This window comes from Actinoplanes octamycinicus, from assembly GCF_014205225.1.
Classification (GTDB): domain Bacteria; phylum Actinomycetota; class Actinomycetes; order Mycobacteriales; family Micromonosporaceae; genus Actinoplanes; species Actinoplanes octamycinicus.
In genome coordinates this window covers 1,009,393-1,028,458 of record NZ_JACHNB010000001.1, presented here as the reverse complement: position 1 = coordinate 1,028,458, position 19,066 = coordinate 1,009,393, and the positions used below count along the sequence as shown (strand labels likewise).

Sequence of the window (19,066 nt, the reverse complement as noted above, 5' to 3'; positions counted from 1 at the left end):
GGTGCCGAAGGATCGGCGTACGCCGATATTGTCCGATTGTGGAAGCCACCACCGGCCTTGCCTGGACCACCGCGGTGCTCGCCGCGGTCCTGGTCCTGCCGTTGTGGCGCTTCTCGATGCACGCCATCACCGTCGCGCACGAGGGTGCGCACGCGCTGATCGGGCTGCTCCTCGGCGGCAAGCTGGGCCCCAAGAAGATCCACCTGAACGCGGACGGCAGTGGCGCCACGCACCTGAGCATCGCCGGGATCGGCAAGTTCCTGATGCTGCTCGCCGGCTATCTCGGACCGTCCGCGGTGGGGTTCGCCGGCGCGTTGATGCTGGTGCACGGCTTCCCGCCGGGGTCCGTACTGATCATGAGCCTGGTCTTCGCCGTCTTCGTGCTGGTGCTCACCCGGAACGCCTTCGGGCTGCTGGTCGCGGCCGGCACGGCCGGGCTGCTCTGGATGGTGGCGACCCGGGCGGCCGAACCGGTCCAGCTCGGCGTGGCCTATGTCTGGGTCTGGACGATGCTGATGGGCGGCACCCGGAAGATCCCGGACCTCTTCAAGGGCATGGCGGCCGGCCACGCCAACGACGCGGGCATGCTGCAGCAGCACACCCACATCGGCGACGTGGTGTGGCTGTTCGTCTTCTGGCTGGGTTCGATCAGCGCGTTGGTGTACGGGGGTGCCCTGCTGCTCCGGCACCCCCTCGGCTGACCCGGGTCAGAGCGGGATGTTGCCGTGCTTCTTCGGCGGCAGCGTCTCCCGCTTGCTGCGCAGCATCCGCAGCGCCCGGGTCACCTGCGCCCGGGTCTCGGACGGCCGGATCACCGCGTCCACGTACCCCCGCTCGGCCGCGATGTACGGGTTGGCCAGCGTGTCCTCGTACTCCTGGATCAGCTCGGCCCGGCGCGCCGCCGGGTCGTCGGCGGACGCCAGCTCGCCGCGGTACAGGATGTTGACCGCGCCCTGCGCACCCATCACCGCGATCTGCGCGGTCGGCCAGGCGAAGTTCATGTCCGCGCCGATGTGCTTGGAGCCCATCACGTCGTACGCCCCGCCGTACGCCTTGCGGGTGATCACGGTGACCTTCGGGACGGTGGCCTCGGCGTACGCGTAGATCAGCTTGGCGCCGCGCCGGATGATCCCGTCCCACTCCTGGCCGGTGCCGGGCAGGAAGCCGGGCACGTCGACGAAGGTGAGCACCGGGATGTTGAACGCGTCGCAGGTGCGCACGAACCGGGCGGCCTTCTCGCTGGCCGCGATGTCCAGGGTGCCGGCGAAGTGCATCGGCTGGTTCGCCACCACGCCGACCGGCCGGCCCTCGACCCGGCCGAAACCGACCACGATGTTCTGCGCGTAGAGCGGCTGCACCTCGAGGAAGTCGTCGACCACCGTCTCGACCACGGTCTTGATGTCGTACGGCTGGTTCGGCGAGTCCGGGACCAGGGTGTCCAGGGCCAGGTCGGCGTTGCCGGCGGACAGGTCGGCCGGCTCCTCGTAGGCGACCGGCTCGTCCAGGTTGTTGCTCGGCAGGTAGGACAGCAGCGCCCGGACGTAGTCGATCGCGTCCTCCTCGTCGGAGGCCAGGTAGTGCGCGTTGCCGCTGCGGGTGTTGTGGGTGCGGGCGCCGCCCAGCTCCTCCATCGCGACCTCTTCACCGGTGACCGTCTTGATCACGTCCGGTCCGGTGATGAACATGTGCGAGGTCTGGTCGACCATCACGGTGAAGTCGGTGATCGCCGGGGAGTAGACCGCGCCGCCCGCGCACGGGCCCATGATCAGCGAGATCTGCGGGATCACGCCGCTGGCCCGGACGTTGCGGAAGAAGATGTCGGCGTACAGGCCGAGGGCGACCACGCCCTCCTGGATCCGGGCGCCGCCGGAGTCGTTGATCCCGATGATCGGGCAGCCGATTTTCATGGCCAGGTCCAGCACCTTGACGATCTTCTCGCCGAAGACCTCGCCGAGCGAGCCGCCGAACACCGTGAAGTCCTGCGAGAACACGCAGACCTGGCGGCCGTCGACGGTGCCGTAGCCGGTCACCACGCCGTCCCCGTAGGGCCGGTTCCGGTCCAGGCCGAAGGCGGTCGAGCGGTGCCGGGCGAGCTCGTCCAGCTCGACGAAGGAGTCCTTGTCGAGCAGCAGCTCGATCCGCTCCCGGGCGGTCTTCTTGCCGCGCGCGTGCTGCTTCTCGACGGCTCGCGCGGAACCCGCGTGGACCGCCTCCTCGGAACGGTTCGCGAGGTCGGCGAGCTTTCCGGCGGTGGTGTGGATGTCGGGCTGCGTTGTCACGGTTTTCTCCACGCTCCAGAGGCGGCGGTGCGGCTCGGATGGTCGCGACGGCGCGGACGCCCGCGGCGGCCCGTCGCTCACGCCGGTTCGCGAACAACCCTCACCCACGATGATCGTAGCCGCGAATCCGGCTCGCGAAGGGGGCGTCGCTACGGGTCCGTTTCATACCTGTTGTCCCATTCGTTACGCCTCACGTGACGAACTGGATGACGGCGGCCGGGCTCGCGTTCATCGCGGGGGGCCTCGCCACACTGATCAGTTTCCGCGCCGTGCTGTTCGGTGGCGGCGACGCCGGGGATCGCGAACGTCCCCGCCGGGCACCGTCGTCCGGTCGCCGTCGCTCCGCCGAACCGGCCCGCCCGCGGCGCGCCGAGCCGCCCGGACCCGAGTTTCCCCAGGACACCGCCGAGCCTGTGGACAACCTTGGTGAACCGGACTGGGAGGAGGCCGTCCCGCCCGGCCGCCGGCGCCGGTTGGCCGCCGCGCTCAGCGGCCGGTCGGCGGCCCGCGCCGAGCGGGCCAGCGGCCTGGCCTCGATCGGCCTGGCCGACGCGATCGAGCACGGGGATCGGCCGCAGCCGGATCCGGAGGACGGGTTCGCTGATCACTCCCGGTCAGAGCCCGATTTCCGGTACGCGGAGAGCGAGCCGGACGACGATTACCCCGATCTCGCGGCTCCGCTCGCCGAGCAGTCCTGGAACGCCGAGGAGTCGTGGAGCGGCGAGCAGTCCTGGCCGGATCCGGACCCCTGGCCCGCGCAGGAACCGGCCCCGATGGAGGCCGCCGGCTATCCGGAGGCCGCCGGTTATCCGGAAGACGTCTACGACGACTGTCCCGAACTCCCGGCCGCCGACGACCCGGCCGGCGAGGACTCCCGCTTCATCGACAACGCGGCCTGGCGGGCGACGCCGGCGCCGGACCAGGCCGTCACCGAGCACCGCGGCTACGCCGGCCGGCCGTCCCGCACCTCCGCGATCGACCGGTCCGACCGCGGGTACGGCGACCGGATCGACGGCTGGGTCCGCCCGCACTACCGTGACCTGGACGATCTCGACGAGCGGCCGCCGTCCGGCGACTACTGGACCCCGGTGCCCGGCGATCTCTACGCCGACCCGGAGCCGTCCGCCCGCGGCTACGGCTGGCCGATCCCGGTGGAGCGGCTGCCCGCCGTCCCGGACTACGAGCCGGCGACCGGTTTCGATCTGACCCCGGTGCAGGCCGCCGAGCCGACCACCCTGGTGCCCCGGACGTCCCTGGTGCCCAGCTGGCCGCCGCCGGCCCCGGACGACCACCGGATCCGGCTGCCGCGGTCCTGGTCGACCGGCGAGGACCGGTCCCGGGTGGCCGGGTCGGGACGCGCCCGCGCCGAGAAGACCGGGCAGGGCCGGGAGGCCGAACCGCGCCGTTACCGCGACCGCGATCGCGGACCGCGCCCCCGGCCGCGCCCCCGTCCGGTCGCCGCCGAGGCCGACTCGTCCTACATCAGCCGGCATTCCGCGGTCCCGCACCGCTGACCCGGCGGGCCGGCCGCCCGGGATCGGGGCATAGGCTGCCGGGATGGCCGCTTCCGGGTACACCGATCTGGACCGTCCGCCGCTCTCCGAGCGGGCCCTCTCCCGGGCCCTGGTCCAGCCCGGCGCCCTCTGGACCCGCCTGGAGGTCCGTCCGGAGACCGGCTCGACCAACGCCGACGTGGCCGGCGCGGCCCGGGACGGCGCCCCGGAGGGCCTGGTCATCGTCGCCGAGCAGCAGGTGACCGGCCGGGGCCGGCGGGATCGCCAGTGGGTCAGCCCGGCCCGGGCCGGGCTCTACCAGAGCGTGCTGCTGCGGCCCGGCGCCGCCGACCCGGAGCGCGGCTGGCCGGCCGTCGAGCCCAAGGCGCTGAGCTGGCTGCCGCTGCTGGCCGGGGTGGCGCTGGCCGAGGCGGTGTCCCGGGTGGCCGGCGTGCAGGCCGCCCTGAAATGGCCGAACGATCTGCTGGTCGGCGACCGCAAGTGCGCCGGGATCCTGGCCGAGATGGCCGGCGACGCGGTGGTGGTCGGGATCGGTCTGAACGTCAGCACCCGGGCCGACGAGCTGCCGGCCACGACCGGGGTGCCGGCCACCTCGCTGGGCCTGGCCGGCGCGGAGACGCTGGACCGGGATCCGCTGCTGCGGGCGCTGCTGCGCGGGCTGGAGCGGTGGTACCTCGGCTGGCGGGAGGCCGGCGGCGACGCCGAGATGTGCGGGCTGCTCGGCGCCTACCAGCGCGGCTGCGCGACGATCGGCCGACAGGTCCGGGTGCTGCTGCCGGGCGGCGGCGAGCTGCTCGGCGAGGCGGTCACGGTGGACCGGGACGGCCGGCTGGTGATCCGTTCGGTGGACGGCGCCGAGCATCGTGTCTCGGCGGGGGACGTGCTGCACGTACGCTGACCGGGTGGCGTTCCCGGCGGAAGTACTGTCCGAACAGGAGGAGGTCGTCCTCCACCTGCGTCCCCATGGGAAATCGGTGGTCGGCCCGGTCCTGGTGCTGCTGCTGACCCTGACCGGCCTGATCATGGCCTGGGTGTTGCTGCCCGCCAACGAGGGCGGCCGGATCGGGCTCGGCCTGGTCGCCGCGATCATGCTCTACCACGCGGTGCGCTACGGCGTGCATCCGCTGATCCAGTGGCGCTGCACGCACTATGTGCTGACCAACGAGCGGCTGCTGACCCAGTCCGGCGTCCTGGTCCGGGAGCGCCGCGACCTCCCGCTGAACCGGGTGAACGACCACGCGCTGACCCAGTCGCTGCTCGACCGGGTCTTCGGCACCGGCACGCTGGTGATCGACTCGATCGGCGAGCAGACCGCCCGGCTGTCCGGGGTGCCGCGCGCCCAGCAGGTGCAGACCCGCCTCTACGAGCTGATCGAGCTGAGCCCGGACGAGGAGGAGGACGAGCAGGAGGTCAGTGCCTGAGCTGCGGGTCCAGCTCGGCCGCGCTGCCCGGCACCTCGACCGCGCTGAGCTCGGCGAAACCGGCGGTCGCGTCCATCTCGGTGATCGCGCCCTCGTGCCCGTCGACCGGCGGCTTGAGGAAGACGAAGGTGCGGTAGGCCCAGAACCGGAAGACCGTGGCGATCGCGATGCCGATCAGTGTGACGCCCAGGAAGAGCAGCTCGTCGTGCTCCTCGGTGAGGCCGAACCCGTACTTGCCGATCGCCACCATGCCGGACTGGATCACCATGCCGACCAGGTTGAACCCGAAGAACAGCGTGTACTCGCGGCGCAGCGCGGTGCGGGTGTGGTGACGGTAGGTCCAGTAGCGGTTCGCCAGGTAGGCCAGCGTGGTGGTGACGACCGTCGCGATGACGCTCGCCTTCACCGCGCCGATCGGCAGCGCGACGTAGGTGATCGCCATGTAGAGGAGCGTGTTCCCGGCTCCGATGATGCCGAAGGCGATGGCTTCGGGAGCGAGGCGACGCAGGCGTTCCGTCAGCGGGGATGCTGCGGGCATGGGATCAACCTTACGGGGACGGGGGCGAGTACGCCGGATCACGTTGCGGGACGTCGGTGGCCCGGAAGACGAACTTTCGATATGACCAGAATCGGAATATGGTACCTAATGCCGTGCCGACGAGCTGTCCCGCGACGTTGTCGGCCGCCTGGCTCTGCAGCGCCGGCCAGAAGCGTCCCAGCACGTAATGGCTGATCGCCAAGCAGGCCAGGGCGATGCCCAGGCCGATGGCGTTCAGCACGAAGAAGGTCGTGTACTGCCGGGCCAGGTTGGTGTGCTCGCCGTGGCGCCAGGTCCAGTACCGGTTGCCGAAGAAGGCCAGGGTGGTCGCCACGATCGTGGAGATCGTCTTCGCGGTCAGAGTCTCGCTGCCGGTGCTGAGCAGCAGGTTGAAAATGAGTAGATCGACGGCGAACGCGAGGCTGCCGACCGTGCCGAACTTGCCGACCTCGCGGACCAGAGCCCGCAGCCGGCTGCGCAGTCCGGACGGCCGCGGTGAGGTCGGGGGCACGGATGCGAGGGTACCGGTGCCGGGCACCGGCCGCTGGTCTCGTTGCACAACCTCAACCCGCGGTACCGGCATGGTCACGCTGCCGGTACGGACCGTGTCGAAAGCCGTCGATCTCCCGGATCTCCGCGAGCCGGCCCCGGCACTCCGCGCACCGCCCCAGGTGGGTGCGCATCCGGTGGGCGTCGCGCGGGGCGAGCCGGCCGCGCACCTGCCCGCCCAGCCGCTCGCCGGCCCACCGGCACTCCGGGTGCTCGGCCGCCGTGACGTGCTGCTGCAGGTAGAGACTGCGCAACCCCTCGCGGGCGCGGTGGGCGAGGACGGCCACTGCGTTCGGGGTCAGGCCCATCCTCGGGGCCAGCTCGGCCGGGGTGCTGCCCTCCACCTCGGTCTGCCACAGCACGTCCCGCCAGCGTGGCGGCAGTTGCCGGAAGGCGGCCGCGGCGAAGCTGCGCTCCAGCCGGTCCAGCGCCGGGTCGGTGAACGGCTCGCCGGCGTCGTACCGGCTCAGGTCGTCGGTGAACTCCAGCCGGCGGTCGGTGCGGGCGCGCTGGTAGCAGACGTGCCGCATGGTGGTGTGCAGGTAGGCGCGGAACGCCACCAGGGGGCCGCGGCCGGCCCGCAGGGACGCGAACACCTTGGCGAACGTCTCGGCCACCAGATCGTCGGCGTCGGACGGGTCGCGTGCCAGGCCGTACGCGAAGAGCCGCGCGGCCGCGTGGTGCCGCTCGTAGAGCGTCCCGTACGCGGCGGTGTCGCCGGCCCGGACGGCGGCGAGCAGATCCGTGTCCGAGTCCACGTCGTTGCCCGGGGTCGTCATTCCGCCTCCGTTTGGCCGGAACTGCGAGGTAAGCCCGATTAGGTGAAAGTCTAAGGCGTTAAGTCCAATTTGCGAAAGTTGCCGGGACTGGCGGTGTGGCTGGCGTGAGTGCGCGCTCGTGCGCCAAGTGGCGAAGAATCAATCGTCATCGCGCACGGCGACCAAAGATTGTGCGGTTGTCCACAAGTTCAGCCGATGAACTGTATGGGTATGGGGCTTAACCTGATGTGACTCCCATGACTACAGCCGGAATATCCGGCCGGTCTGTCATTGGTCAGTGCCGACCGAAGGAGCTTCACCTTGTCTCACCCCCACACCTCGCACTCCCGCCTGCTGGCGTGGATCGACGAGGTCGCCGCCCTGACAACGCCCGACCGGATCGTCTGGTGCGACGGTTCGGACGCCGAGTGGACCCGGCTGACCGACGAACTCGTCGAGTCCGGCGCGCTGGTCCGGCTGAACCCGGAGAAGAAGCCCAACTCGTTCTGGGCGCGCACCGACCCGTCCGACGTGGCGCGCGTCGAGGAGCGCACCTTCATCTGCTCGGCCGACGAGGCCGACGCCGGCCCGACCAACAACTGGATGGCCCCGGCCGAGATGAAGTCCCTGATGACCGAGCTGTACCGCGGCTCGATGAGGGGCCGGACGATGTACGTCGTCCCGTTCTGCATGGGCCCGCTGGACGCGGAGAACCCGATGTTCGGCGTCGAGCTGACCGACAGCCCGTATGTCGTCGCCAGCATGCGCATCATGACCCGGATGGGGGCCGAGGTCCTGCGCAAGATGGGTGACGACGCCGACTTCGTCCCCTGCCTGCACTCGATCGGCGCCCCGCTGGAGCCGGGCCAGAGCGACGTCGCCTGGCCGTGCAACGAGACGAAGTACATCTCGCACTTCCCGGAGACCCGGGAGATCTGGTCGTTCGGCTCCGGGTACGGCGGCAACTCGCTGCTCGGCAAGAAGTGCTACGCGCTGCGGATCGCCAGCGTGGCCGCCCGGGACGAGGGCTGGCTCGCCGAGCACATGCTGATCATGAAGCTGACCTCGCCGGAGGGCGTCGTCCGCTACATCGCCGGCGCGTTCCCGTCGGCCTGCGGCAAGACCAACCTCGCCATGCTCGACCCGACCCTGGAGGGTTGGAAGGTCGAGACGATCGGCGACGACATCGCCTGGATGCGGTTCGGCGAGGACGGCCGGCTCTGGGCCACCAACCCGGAGTTCGGGCTGTTCGGCGTCGCGCCCGGCACCGACTTCCACACCAACCCGAACGCGATGCGCACCCTGGCCAAGGGCAACTCGGTCTTCACCAACGTGGCGCTGACCGACGACGGCGACATCTGGTGGGAGGGCATGGGTGAGCCGCCCGCGCACCTGACCGACTGGAAGGGTCAGGACTGGACGCCGGAGTCGGAGGCGCCGTCGAGCCACCCGAACAGCCGGTTCTGCACCCCGATCGAGCAGTGCCCGATCCTCGCCGACGAGTACCACGACCCGCGCGGCGTGCCGATCGACGCGATCCTCTTCGGCGGCCGCCGCAAGACCACGATCCCGCTGGTCACCGAGGCCCGCGACTGGGTGCACGGGGTCTACCTGGGTGCCACCCTGTCCAGCGAGACCACCGCGGCCGCGGTCGGCCAGGTCGGCGTGGTCCGCCGCGACCCGATGGCGATGCTGCCGTTCATCGGCTACCACGCCGGCGACTACTTCCAGCACTGGATCGACATGGCCAAGGGCGCCTCCGGCGACGCGTCCAAGCTGCCCAAGGTCTTCTACGTGAACTGGTTCCGGCGCGACGCCGACGGCGGGTTCCTCTGGCCGGGCTTCGGCGAGAACAGCCGGGTGCTCAAGTGGGTCGTCGAGCGGCTGGACGGCAAAGCCGACGCGGTGGAGACCCCGATCGGGCACGTCGCCACGCCGGAGTCGCTCGACCTGACCGGGCTGGACATCGACCCGGCCGCCGTGGAGGCGGTGCTGCGCGTGGACTCCGACGAGTGGCTGGCCGAGTTGCCGCAGGTCACCGAGTGGTTCGAGAAGTTCGGCGACAAGCTGCCGGCCGTGCTCTGGGCCGAGCTGGACGCGCTGCGCGCCCGCCTCGCCGACGCCTGACACGCCGCCCGCCCCTCACCCGGGGGGCGGGCGCCGATGTCCGTTCGGCCGCATCTTGGGCCGCCCCCGGCAGAGGGCGCCGCCGGGGTGGCTACCCTTTGCGGTGATGAGTGTGCGCTCGCTGGTCTACTCCTTTTATGAACGTCGGCTCGCCGGGAAACTGGTCGGCAAGCCGGTGCCCCGCCATGTCGGCGTGATGTGCGACGGCAACCGGCGCTGGGCCCGGGAGATGGGTTTCGTCGATCCGAACGACGGTCACCGCGTCGGTGCCGTCCGGGTCAAGGACCTGCTCACCTGGTGCGACCAGTCCGGCATCGAGCACGTCACGCTCTACCTGCTGGCCACCGACAACCTGCAGCGCCCGGCCGCCGAGCTGGACCCGCTCGTCAAGATCATCGAGGATCTGGCGACCGAGCTGGCCGAGGAGGGCAACCCCTGGCGGCTCCGGATGGTCGGCGCGCTGGACATCCTGCCCGCCGCCACCGCGGCCACGCTCAAGGCGGCCCAGGAGAAGACCCAGGACCGCAGCGGCGGCGTCGAGGTCAACATGGCGGTCGGTTACGGCGGCCGGCGCGAGATCACCGACGCGGTCCGCTCGCTGCTGCAGCAGCACGCGGCGTCCGGCGGCACCCTGGAGGAGCTGGCCGAGATCCTCGACGTCGAGCACATCGCCGAGCACCTCTACACCCGCGGCCAGCCCGACCCGGACCTGGTCATCCGCACCAGCGGCGAGCAGCGGCTGTCCGGCTTCCTGCTCTGGCAGTCGGCGCACTCGGAGTTCTACTTCCACGACGCCAACTGGCCGGACTTCCGCCGCATCGACTTCCTGCGAGCCCTCCGCTCCTACGGCAACCGCCAGCGCCGCTACGGCGCCTGACCGACCCGTTCCGGGTACGACCTGAGCACCCCCGGACGGCGCCTCGCCGGACGGTGGTGAGGGCCTTGCACCCGCCGCTCATCGCGGTGTGACCGCCGGGGCGATCCGGCCACGTGCCAGTCCCCGCCCACCCAGGGGGAGCCGCCCAAGACAGTGTGACGCGGAAGCGGGATCTTGCCGGGTTGGGCTGTGGACAACGCGCTGGTGTGGACAACGCGTCGCTGTCCCGGCGGCCGCTGCCCTGAACGGGCCGGCACAGTCACCGCTGGTGAGCGCCCCGGAGGGAACGCTGACGTGCGAACCCGCCGCTGGGCCGGCAACGGCCGCCTGGGCCCGGTCGGCACGGGCACCCCTTGAGGGCAGGCGGGCCGGCCGGGTGCTCACGGCGTACCAAAAGAGCAAGCGGCGTACCGAAAGATCGAAGCGGCGTACCGGAAGAAGCAAGCGGCGTACCGGAAGAAGCAAGCGGCGTACCGGAAGAAGCAAGCGGCGTACCGAAAGAGCAAGCGGCGTACCGGAAGAAGCAAAGCGGTCAGAAACGCGCCAAGCCCTCGGTGAGGAAAGCGGCGACCGCGGCCGGGGACGCGAGGGTCAGGTCGGCGGCGCTGGACACCTCGGCGCCGGTCTCGTCGTTGGCGACCGCGATCGCCATCCCGAAGAAGCCCGGGTCGACGGCCTCCCGTGCGCGCAGCGCGTCGAACGCCTTGATGTCGGACATGTCATCCCCGAAGTACCACGCGCAGCCGGCGTCGCGCAGCGCCTCGGTGATCACCATGCCCTTGTCCTGGTCGACCGGCGGCTTCAGCTCGACCACCATGCGACCGCGCTGGATCGCCAGGCCGGCCCGCTCGGCGCGCTCGTGCGCCCACTGCTCGACCTCGGCGGCGCGCTCCGGGCACTCCCGGTAGTGCAGGGCGACGGAGAGCCGTTTGTACTCCACGAAGACCGGTTTGGCCAGCGCGGCCTGCGCCTCGGCGGCCAGCTCGGCCATCGGCCGCTCGAACTCCAGGGCGGCCGGTTTGGTCACCACCTCGCCCTCGTGCAGCACCTCCAGGCCGTAGAGGCCGAAGAGGTCGACGTGCTCCAGGGCGGCGAACCGGGACCGCAGGAAGTCCACCGGACGGGCCGAGACGATCGCCACCCGGGCGACCCGGGCAGCCAGTCGTTCCAGGACGGCGGGCACCTCGGGCACCGGCTGGGAGGCCGAAGGGTCTTTCGTGACCGGGGAGAGGACGCCGTCGAAATCGAAGAAGAACGTGGTCCGGGAGGCATGCTCGACGGTGCGCGCCCACGCGTGGTCGGCGCTCGCGGGATGGGTCGGACGCGGGGTCTCTGCCACGGGATCAGACTACCCGCGGAAGGTCCTCTTTCATGCGCGCTGGAATTCGCTTGGGGCGAGCGTCACCCGGGAGCGCCCGATTTTGCGCACTACCGCAGGAGCCTGTTGACCGCTAGCGTTTGAGTCATGGCACGGGGTCATCCCGAGCCAGCCGGCCGGCCCGGACCAGCGACAACTTGCGCCACAGGGCCCGCAATCCGACCCTGTGCATGTGCCGGCGGCCGGAGGTGGCGGACCGCGGGTGGCGGGTTGCACGCCCGCTGGAGCAGGCCTGTGACATCTCGCCGTACCGATGCCGGTGTCGCCCCCTCATCCGACCCGGCCGACAAGGTGACCAAGACCCGTGCCACCGCCTCCCGCCGCAGGGTGCGGGACCGGCACGCCGATGCCGAACCCGCCCCCGCTGGCAAGGTCTTCGTCCTGGACACCTCGGTCCTGCTGTCCGACCCGGCGGCGTTCCGCCGGTTCACCGACCACGAGGTGATCGTGCCCCTCGTGGTCATCTCCGAACTGGAGGGCAAACGTCACCACCCCGAGCTCGGCTGGTTCGCCCGGCAGTCCCTGCGGATGCTGGACGAACTGCGGATCAAGCACGGCCGCCTGGACCAGCCGGTGCTCTGCAACGACGAGGGCGGCACGCTGCGAGTCGAGCTGAACCACGCGGACCAGAGCGCGCTCCCGCACGGCTTCCGCAACGACTCGAACGACACCCGGATCCTCTCGGTGGCGCTCGGGCTGGCCGCCGAGGGCCGCGACGTCACCCTGGTCAGCAAGGACATGCCGCTGCGGGTCAAGGCCGCCTCGGTCGGCCTGACCGCCGACGAGTACCGGCACGGCCAGGCCAGCGACCCCACCTGGACCGGCATGGCCGACCTGGAGCTCGGTGAGGAGCAGGTCAAGGCGCTGTACGCGGGCGAGGAGCTGGCCGTCGAGGAGGCGGACAGCCTGCCCTGCCACACCGGCCTGGTGATCCACTCGCCGCGCGGCTCGGCGCTCGCCCGGGTCAGCCCGGACAAGACGGTGAAACTGGTCCGCGGCGACCGGGACGCCTTCGGGCTGCGCGGCCGCTCCGCCGAGCAGCGGGTGGCGCTGGACATCCTGCTCGACGAGTCGATCGGGATCGTGTCGCTGGGCGGCAAGGCCGGCACCGGCAAGTCCGCGCTGGCGCTCTGCGCCGGCCTGGAGGCCACCATGGAGCGCAACCGCCACAAGAAGGTGGTGGTGTTCCGCCCGCTCTACGCGGTCGGCGGCCAGGAGCTGGGTTACCTGCCCGGCTCGGAGGCGGAGAAGATGTCGCCCTGGGCGCAGGCGGTCTTCGACACGCTCGGCGCCGTGGTGCACGCCAACGTGGTCGAGGAGGTGCTGGCCCGCGGCATGCTCGAGGTGCTCCCGCTGACCCACATCCGCGGCCGCAGCCTGCACGACGCCTTCGTCATCGTCGACGAGGCCCAGTCGCTGGAACGCAACGTGCTGCTGACCGTGCTGTCCCGGATCGGCCAGGGGTCCCGGGTGGTGCTCACCCACGACGTGGCCCAGCGGGACAACCTGCGGGTCGGCCGGCACGACGGGGTGACCGCGGTGATCGAGGCGCTGAAGGGGCATCCGATCTTCGCCCATGTCACGCTCACCCGTTCGGAGCGGTCACCGATCGCCGAGGTGGTTACGGACCTGTTGGAGGACATTCCCCTGTGAGGTGACGCCAGCGCGGATCTTTGTCCCGAATGTAGTAAAAAATACGGTGACTAAAATCACAGATCCGCGCTGGCATTTCACATCCCCTTCACCCTGCGCCATGGTGTCTGGCGGGCACCGGCCGTCGCAGATGTTGGAAGATCGCGTCGTCGGGGTGCCCGTTCTTGCCCCCGACGAAGGGAACCTTCGTGAATCGGCTCTGGAGCCGGCTCGGAGTGCGTACGGCGTCTGTCGGTCTGCTGGTAGCGGGTCTCGGCGGCGGCGTGTACCTCGGACAGGACCGCGACGACCAGCAGATGAGCGCCCAGTCGCAGCTGGTCATGCAGGCCGACGCCGAGGAACTCCAGCTGATGAAGGACCGCCAGGCCGAGCACGCCGCGGCCCGCGCCTACCGCCGCACCGCGGAGGACGCCGCCGCCGCGAAGGCCGCCGTCGAGGCCAAGGCCGCCGCGACCAAGGCGCGCACGCTGGAGAAGAAGGCGATCGCCGCCAAGGAGGCCGAGGAGAAGGCCGCCGCGGAGAAGAAGGCCGAGGAGACCGGCGGGCCGGTGGAGTTCACCGGGCCGATCCCGGACTCCTGCAACGAGTTCTCCGGCAGCAAGAAGACCGGGTGCGCGCTGATGCTCGACGCCGGCTTCAAGATCAGCCAGTTCCCCTGCCTGGAGAAGCTCTGGGACCGCGAGAGCGGCTGGAACTACAAGGCGCTGAACAGCGGCTCCGGGGCGTACGGCATCCCGCAGGCGCTGCCCGGCAAGAAGATGGCCTCGGTCGCGGACGACTGGAAGACCAACCCGGCCACCCAGATCAAGTGGGGTCTCGGGTACATCAAGGGGCGTTACGACACCCCGTGCGGCGCGTGGAACCACTCGGAGAGCGTCGGCTGGTACTGAGCTTGTGACGAGGGCCGCGCGGCATGCCGCGCGGCCCTTTTTGCTGTGATCAAATGTCCATATGGTCCGGAATGTCGCTTCGCTCGTGCTGGCTGTCGCCGTCACGGCCGCGATCGCACCGGCCCCCGCGGGCGCGAGCGGCCGGCCGATCCTCGAGGTGGTCGGCGGCAATGTCGCCAAGGCCGGCGAGTTCCCCTGGGTGGTCCGGCTCTCGATGGGCTGCGGCGGGGCGCTGACCGCGCCCCGGGTGGTCCTCACCGCCGGGCACTGCGTCGGCGCCACCGGGGCGGACAAGAAGATCACGGTGACCGCCGGGGTGACCGACCTGAAGGCGAAGAACGCGGTCACCGCGCACTCGGTCGAGGTGATCCGGGCGCCCGGCTTCCAGACCGAGACCCGCGGCGACGACTGGGCGGTGGTCAAACTCGACCGGGTGCTCGCCCTGCCCACCCTGCCCCTGGTCCCGGACGCGAGCAGCGACCAGGGCAACGTCACCGTGATGGGCTGGGGACAGACCCGGGAGGGCTCGCTGCAGCAGGAGCGCCGGCTGCACTACGCGACGGTGCCCACCATCCCGGACGCGACCTGCGCCAAGTCGTACCTGGCGGCGAAGGTCACGCTGGTCCGGGCGGACTCGATCTGCGCCGGGCGGCACGGGGTGGACACCTGCCAGGGCGACTCCGGCGGGCCGATGGTGCGGCGCGCCCGGGACGGGCGGTGGGCCCAGGTCGGCATCGTGAGCTGGGGGCTGGGCTGCGCCCGGGACGCCTATCCGGGGGTCTACACCCAGATCTCCAAGTTCCGTACGGCGATCCTGGCCGCCACCCGCAAGCTGTCCTGACTGGCCGGGGGTGCGCCCACCTGGGAGCATCGAAGGATGAGTTGGGCCCCCGACACCCGCGCCGACGCGGCGGCGAGATTCGGCACCGAGGCTTTCTACGCGTCCCTGGGTCGCGCGTTCGTCACCATGTGCGCGATCATCCCGATCCTGTTCCTCATCGAGGGGCTCGACGTCGCCCTCGGCTCCGGCACGCTGGACCTGGCCGGTGGCATCAAGCCGTGGCACCTGGACGGCCTGGACGGGGTGCTGTTCAGCCCGTTCCTGCACGCCGGCTGGGACCACCTCTACGGCAACGCGGTGCCGCTCATCCTGGTCGGCACGTTCGCCCTGGCCGGCGGCGCCCGCCGGTTCATCTGGTCGACGCTGACCATCATGCTGATCAGCGGTGTCGGCGTCTGGTTCATCGGCAGCCCGGACACCGTCGTGGTCGGCGCCAGCGGTGTCATCTTCGGTTACCTCGGCCTGCTCGTCGGCCGCGGCCTGGTCGAGCACAGCTGGTGGAACCTCGCGGTGGCCGCCTTCATCGGGCTGCTCTACTGGTACCAGGTCTACAACATCCTGCCGACCGACCGCGCCGTCTCCTGGCAGGGCCACCTGCTCGGCCTGATCGGCGGTTTCGTGGCCGCGTTCCTGTTCCGGCGGCGCTGATTCGGTGTCACCGCGTGTCGCCCCCGTGACCTCAGGGTGTGATCTTCTCCACTGTGAACATGTCTCGGGGGATCACGTTCGCCTGGCTCGGCCACCCGTCCACGGTGGTCGCCCTCGCCCTGCTGATCATCAATGACCACCTGCTCAAGGCGGCCTTCCCGGGCCCGCTGACCGGCAAGCTCAGCGACGTCGCCGGTCTGGTCCTCGCGCCGCCGCTGCTGGCGGTCCTCGCCACGCTGATCGCGCCGCGCCTGCCGGCATGCCGGTCCGGGCAGGCCGCCATCCTCACGACCACGGCCGGTTTCGGCCTGATCAAGGCTTTCCCGTACGCCGCCGCGCTCGCCTCGTCGGCCTGGAGCCTGCTCACCCCGTCGCTGATCCGCGCCGACGTGACCGACCTGCTGGCCCTCCCGGCACTGGCCCTGTCCTGGTGGTCGCTGGGCCGGGCGCACCGGGCGCCGGTCCGGCTCACCGGCCGCCGGTTCCGGGCCCTGCGCGTGGCGGTGCTGCTGCCGCTGGCGCTCACCGGGGTGGCCGCCACCTCGCAGGTCTGGGTGCTCGGAGCGCAACGGGTCATGGTCGCCGACGGGGCGGTCTACCTCGGCGCCGGCGACCACCACGGCAAGGCGGGGACCTGGGTGGTGAGCCGCGACGGCGGCCGCACCTGGAACCGGGCCGAGGCGCCGGCCGCCGGGGCGCGGCAGCCCGAGGCGTGCGCCGGCGACGTCTGCTACCGGCCCGGCGCCGGGCGCGCTCGCGGTGCAGAGCCGTACCGAGACCGGCGTGTGGACCACCAGCTGGGGGTTCAGCGAGCGGGATCGCCGGTCGCTGTACCGGGCGTACGGGGACCTCGACGCCATCGACGAGCAACTGTCCACGCAGGAGGTGGCGATCGCCCCGGCGCCGGGCGGCTACCTGGTGGTGGCGGCGAACGGGCGCGACGGGTTCGCCCTGCGCGACCCCGACGGCAGCTGGCGCCGGATCGGGTTCCCCGGGATCGCCGACGCCCCGGTCGCGCCGATCGAGCTCCCCGCGGACCGGGTGCTGCCGATCGACCGCTGGTACGCCGGGATCCTGGCCGGCTTCCTCACCGTGGCGGCGCTGCTGATCGGGTGTGTGCTGATCGCCAAACGCTCCGGTGCCCAGGGCAAGGCGTGGGAGCTGGCCACCCCGGTCATCGTGGCCGGGCCGCCGGTGCTGCTGCTCGAGGTGCTCGGCCGGGTCGAGCCGGACGAGCTGTTCGGCTGGGCCGGGTTCGCCGCCGCCGTCCCGCTGGCCGGGCTCTGCGCGGTCGTCCTGGTCGTCGCGCTGATCCGGACCCTGCCGCGCCTGGTGCGCCGGGAACGGTGGCTCGGCCGGGCCGCCCTGGTGACCGCCGCGGCCGTGCCGGCCTACCTGCTGATCTTCCACGCCTGGACGCTGACCGGGGTCGAGCGCGTGCTGCCCCTGATCGTCGGCGACCTCGTGGTGTTCGGGATGAGCGTGCTCGCCCTGGCCCGGGTCACCGCGCGGGCGGAGGTGACCCCCTGGCCACCGATGCGCGGCCCGCTCTGGCTGACCGGCCGGGTCGGCTGAGCGAGTATCGATGTCCCACCGTGTCGATGTCGTTACCTTCCGACATCAAGCTGATCCGTTGTGAAGAGCCTGCGGGGGGGGGGGGGGGGGGGGGGGGGCGGCGGGTGCCCGTCCCGGTGACGCGTTCGCCTGGCTGGGACATCCCTCCACTGTGGTGGCGCTGGCCCTGCTGGTCGTCAACGATCACCTGCTCAAGGCGGCCTTCCCCGGCCCGCTGACCGGCAAGCTCAGCGACGCCGCCGGTCTGGTCCTCGCGCCGCCGCTGCTCGCGGCCCTCACCGCACTGATCATCCCGCGCCTCCCGGCGCGCCGGTCCGGGCCGCTCGCGATGCTTACGGTCGCGGCCGGTTTCGCGCTGGTCAAGACTTTTCCGTACGCCGCCGCGCTCGCCTCGTCGGCCTGGAGCCTGCTCACCCCGTCGCTGATCCGCGCCGACGTGACCGACCTGCTGGCCCTCCCGGCGCTGGCCCTGTCCTGGTGGTCGCTGCGGCGTGCCCGGCAGGCCCCGGCTCCGATCGGCTCCCGGCTGTTCCGGGCGCTGCGGGTCGGGGTGCTGCTGCCCCTCGCGCTCTTCGCGGTGGCCGCCACGTCGCCGGTCCCGACCTCCCGGGCCACCGACGTGCTCGCCACCCCGGACGGCGCCATCCACGTCCGCATGGAGCTGTCCCGTTTCTCGGGCGACTGGGCGGTCAGCCACGACGGCGGCCACACCTGGGCCGACGAACCCGAGCCGGTGGCCGCCCGTACCGGAATCTCTGATCCCTCTTCCTCGCCGTCCGGTCCTTCCGCGGCCTCGTCTTCCGGCCCTGCGGCCACCTCGCCATCCGGTTCTCCCGCGGCCTCGTCTTCCGGCCCTGCGGCGGTCTCGTCCGCTGCCTCTTCCGCGGCTTCGCCGGCCGGCTCGGCGGCCGTGCCGGCTGCTGGCGCTCGCGCCTCGCTGCCGCCCGGGTCCGCCCCGGCCGCGCGGCGGAGCCCGCAAGTCGAGGCGTGCACCCGTGACCAGGTCTGTTACCGGGTGGTGCCGGGCCGGATGGCCGTGCAGACCCGGACCGGCACCGGCCCGTGGACCACCAGCTGGGCGGTCGGCGAGCTGGACCGCCGGGTGCTGCAGCACGGATACGGCGATGTCTACAACGTCGCCGGGCAGCTCTCCTCGGTCGCGCTCGGCGTGCAGGAGGTGGCCGGCGGACACGTCGTGGTGGTGGCGAACAGCCGGGACGGATTCGCGGTCCGCGACCCGGACGGCACCTGGCGGCGGATCGGCTTCCCGCTGTCCCGCTTCGACGACGACGCGCCGTACCCGCTGACCGGCGACCAGATCCTCGCCGTCGACCGCTGGTTCGCCGCGGCCGTGGCCATCTTCGGTCTGGCCCTGTCGCTGACCGTGGGCGGCGCGCTCGCTGCCCGCCGGGTCGGCGCCCCGAGCCGGGTGTGGCTGACCCTGCTCGGCCCGCTGCTGGCCGGCCCGCCCCTGCTGCTGTGGAACCTGATCGGCCGCCTCGACCCGGACCCGACGATCACCCTGGGCACCTCGGGCTTCCCGGCCGGCCCGCTGCTCGCCCTGATCGGCCTGATCTGCGTGGGCAGCGTGCTGTCCGCCGCCCTCCAGCGGCTGGACCGGCCCAGCTCCTGGCCGGCGCGCCTGACCACGGTCGTCGCGGCGACGGTGGCGGCGCACGTGATCGCCTACCTGGCCTGGCTCCGGATCGGTCTCACCGCGGAGCGCTACCTCTACCTGTCCTACTTGCTGTTCTGCCTGGCCGGCCTGACCGGCATGATCTGGGCGTCCCGAGCCGCCCGCCCACGCCCCGTCCTGCCGTGGATGCAGCCCTAGTCCTGACCCCGCCGCCGCATCCTGGCCGCTCGCCGCCGCATCCTGCCGTCGCCGCTTGCTGCCGCCGCGCCCGCCGCCGCTGACCGGTGCCGACAGCCACGCACCTCGCCGTCCGACGCCGCCACACGCCGCCCGCCGTCCGACGCCGCCACACGCCGTCCGCCGTCCGCCCTCCGCCGCGTGC

At 71.7% G+C, this 19,066-nt stretch carries 17 protein-coding genes; 12 read left to right on the top strand and 5 right to left on the bottom strand.

What is annotated here, in order from left to right:
* Positions 1 to 38: 38 nt before the first annotated feature.
* Positions 39 to 701: a M50 family metallopeptidase gene (locus BJY16_RS04510; RefSeq protein ID WP_185037860.1), complete on the top strand. Its 663-nt coding sequence runs from the start codon at positions 39 to 41 to the stop codon at positions 699 to 701.
* A gap of 6 nt (positions 702 to 707) precedes the next feature.
* On the opposite strand, the gene BJY16_RS04505 is transcribed toward BJY16_RS04510, so the two are convergent.
* Positions 708 to 2,279: an acyl-CoA carboxylase subunit beta gene (locus tag BJY16_RS04505; protein WP_185037859.1), complete on the bottom strand. Its 1,572-nt coding sequence runs from the start codon at positions 2,277 to 2,279 to the stop codon at positions 708 to 710.
* 194 nt (positions 2,280 to 2,473) lie between these two features.
* On the opposite strand from BJY16_RS04505, the gene BJY16_RS04500 reads away from it, so the two are divergent.
* Genes BJY16_RS04500 through BJY16_RS04490 form a run of 3 tightly spaced genes read left to right on the top strand, consistent with a single transcriptional unit; the run spans position 2,474 to position 5,214 of the window.
* Positions 2,474 to 3,793 carry a hypothetical protein gene (locus BJY16_RS04500; RefSeq protein WP_185037858.1) on the top strand — a complete coding sequence of 440 codons (1,320 nt, stop codon included), beginning with the start codon at positions 2,474 to 2,476 and terminating at the stop codon, positions 3,791 to 3,793.
* Positions 3,794 to 3,836: 43 nt separating this feature from the next.
* The gene (locus BJY16_RS04495; RefSeq protein ID WP_185037857.1) at positions 3,837 to 4,691 is read left to right on the top strand and encodes a biotin--[acetyl-CoA-carboxylase] ligase; all 855 of its coding nucleotides are present in this window, start codon (positions 3,837 to 3,839) and stop codon (positions 4,689 to 4,691) included.
* A 4-nt stretch (positions 4,692 to 4,695) separates the two neighbouring features.
* Positions 4,696 to 5,214, top strand: a complete 519-nt coding sequence (locus tag BJY16_RS04490; protein WP_185037856.1) for a PH domain-containing protein — start codon at positions 4,696 to 4,698, stop codon at positions 5,212 to 5,214.
* Here the strand turns inward: BJY16_RS04490 and BJY16_RS04485 are convergent.
* Genes BJY16_RS04485 through BJY16_RS04475 form a run of 3 tightly spaced genes read right to left on the bottom strand, consistent with a single transcriptional unit; the run spans position 5,204 to position 7,080 of the window.
* Positions 5,204 to 5,752, bottom strand: coding sequence for a GtrA family protein (locus tag BJY16_RS04485; protein WP_185037855.1), 549 nt, complete (start codon positions 5,750 to 5,752; stop codon positions 5,204 to 5,206). The genes BJY16_RS04490 and BJY16_RS04485 overlap by 11 nt on opposite strands.
* Positions 5,753 to 5,762: 10 nt before the next feature.
* Positions 5,763 to 6,335: a GtrA family protein gene (locus BJY16_RS04480; RefSeq protein ID WP_185046263.1), complete on the bottom strand. Its 573-nt coding sequence runs from the start codon at positions 6,333 to 6,335 to the stop codon at positions 5,763 to 5,765.
* A complete protein-coding gene (locus BJY16_RS04475; RefSeq protein WP_185037854.1) occupies positions 6,316 to 7,080 on the bottom strand; it encodes a sigma-70 family RNA polymerase sigma factor in 765 nt (254 codons plus the stop codon). The genes BJY16_RS04480 and BJY16_RS04475 overlap by 20 nt, the downstream gene beginning before the upstream one ends.
* Positions 7,081 to 7,380: 300 nt before the next feature.
* Here BJY16_RS04475 and BJY16_RS04470 point away from each other — a divergent pair, with 300 nt between their 5' ends.
* Positions 7,381 to 9,186, top strand: coding sequence for a phosphoenolpyruvate carboxykinase (GTP) (locus tag BJY16_RS04470; protein WP_185037853.1), 1,806 nt, complete (start codon positions 7,381 to 7,383; stop codon positions 9,184 to 9,186).
* Between the two features lie 106 nt (positions 9,187 to 9,292).
* On the top strand, positions 9,293 to 10,063 hold the full coding sequence (locus BJY16_RS04465) for an isoprenyl transferase (RefSeq protein ID WP_185037852.1): 771 nt from the start codon (positions 9,293 to 9,295) through the stop codon (positions 10,061 to 10,063).
* Positions 10,064 to 10,595: 532 nt separating this feature from the next.
* Here BJY16_RS04465 and otsB read toward each other — a convergent pair.
* Positions 10,596 to 11,402, bottom strand: coding sequence for a trehalose-phosphatase (otsB, locus tag BJY16_RS04460; RefSeq protein WP_185037851.1), 807 nt, complete (start codon positions 11,400 to 11,402; stop codon positions 10,596 to 10,598).
* A 273-nt stretch (positions 11,403 to 11,675) separates the two neighbouring features.
* Here otsB and phoH2 point away from each other — a divergent pair, with 273 nt between their 5' ends.
* The 6 genes from phoH2 to BJY16_RS04430 all read left to right on the top strand — a co-directional run bounded on the left by phoH2 (position 11,676) and on the right by BJY16_RS04430 (position 18,882).
* A complete protein-coding gene (phoH2, locus tag BJY16_RS04455) occupies positions 11,676 to 13,094 on the top strand; it encodes an RNA 5'-3' helicase PhoH2 (RefSeq protein ID WP_185037850.1) in 1,419 nt (472 codons plus the stop codon).
* 188 nt (positions 13,095 to 13,282) lie between these two features.
* A complete protein-coding gene (locus tag BJY16_RS04450) occupies positions 13,283 to 13,984 on the top strand; it encodes an aggregation-promoting factor C-terminal-like domain-containing protein (protein WP_185037849.1) in 702 nt (233 codons plus the stop codon).
* Positions 13,985 to 14,069: 85 nt separating this feature from the next.
* Positions 14,070 to 14,825, top strand: coding sequence for a S1 family serine peptidase (locus BJY16_RS04445; protein ID WP_239177617.1), 756 nt, complete (start codon positions 14,070 to 14,072; stop codon positions 14,823 to 14,825).
* Between the two features lie 36 nt (positions 14,826 to 14,861).
* Complete coding sequence (locus BJY16_RS04440) at positions 14,862 to 15,473, top strand: rhomboid family intramembrane serine protease (protein WP_185037847.1); 612 nt, start codon at positions 14,862 to 14,864, stop codon at positions 15,471 to 15,473.
* A 783-nt stretch (positions 15,474 to 16,256) separates the two neighbouring features.
* On the top strand, positions 16,257 to 17,048 hold the full coding sequence (locus BJY16_RS04435; protein ID WP_185037846.1) for a hypothetical protein: 792 nt from the start codon (positions 16,257 to 16,259) through the stop codon (positions 17,046 to 17,048).
* Positions 17,049 to 17,199: 151 nt separating this feature from the next.
* The gene (locus tag BJY16_RS04430) at positions 17,200 to 18,882 is read left to right on the top strand and encodes a hypothetical protein (RefSeq protein WP_185037845.1); all 1,683 of its coding nucleotides are present in this window, start codon (positions 17,200 to 17,202) and stop codon (positions 18,880 to 18,882) included.
* The last annotated feature ends 184 nt before the right edge of the window (positions 18,883 to 19,066 follow it).

Excerpts from the sequence above, each read along its gene's own strand:
- BJY16_RS04495 (WP_185037857.1), top strand. The coding sequence starts at position 3,837 with ATGGCCGCTTCCGGGTACACCGATCTGGACCGTCCGCCGCTCTCCGAG.
- BJY16_RS04480 (WP_185046263.1), bottom strand. The coding sequence starts at position 6,335 with ATGCCGGTACCGCGGGTTGAGGTTGTGCAACGAGACCAGCGGCCGGTG.
- BJY16_RS04465 (WP_185037852.1), top strand. The coding sequence starts at position 9,293 with ATGAGTGTGCGCTCGCTGGTCTACTCCTTTTATGAACGTCGGCTCGCC.
- BJY16_RS04475 (WP_185037854.1), bottom strand. The coding sequence starts at position 7,080 with ATGACGACCCCGGGCAACGACGTGGACTCGGACACGGATCTGCTCGCC.
- BJY16_RS04440 (WP_185037847.1), top strand. The coding sequence starts at position 14,862 with ATGAGTTGGGCCCCCGACACCCGCGCCGACGCGGCGGCGAGATTCGGC.
- BJY16_RS04485 (WP_185037855.1), bottom strand. The coding sequence starts at position 5,752 with ATGCCCGCAGCATCCCCGCTGACGGAACGCCTGCGTCGCCTCGCTCCC.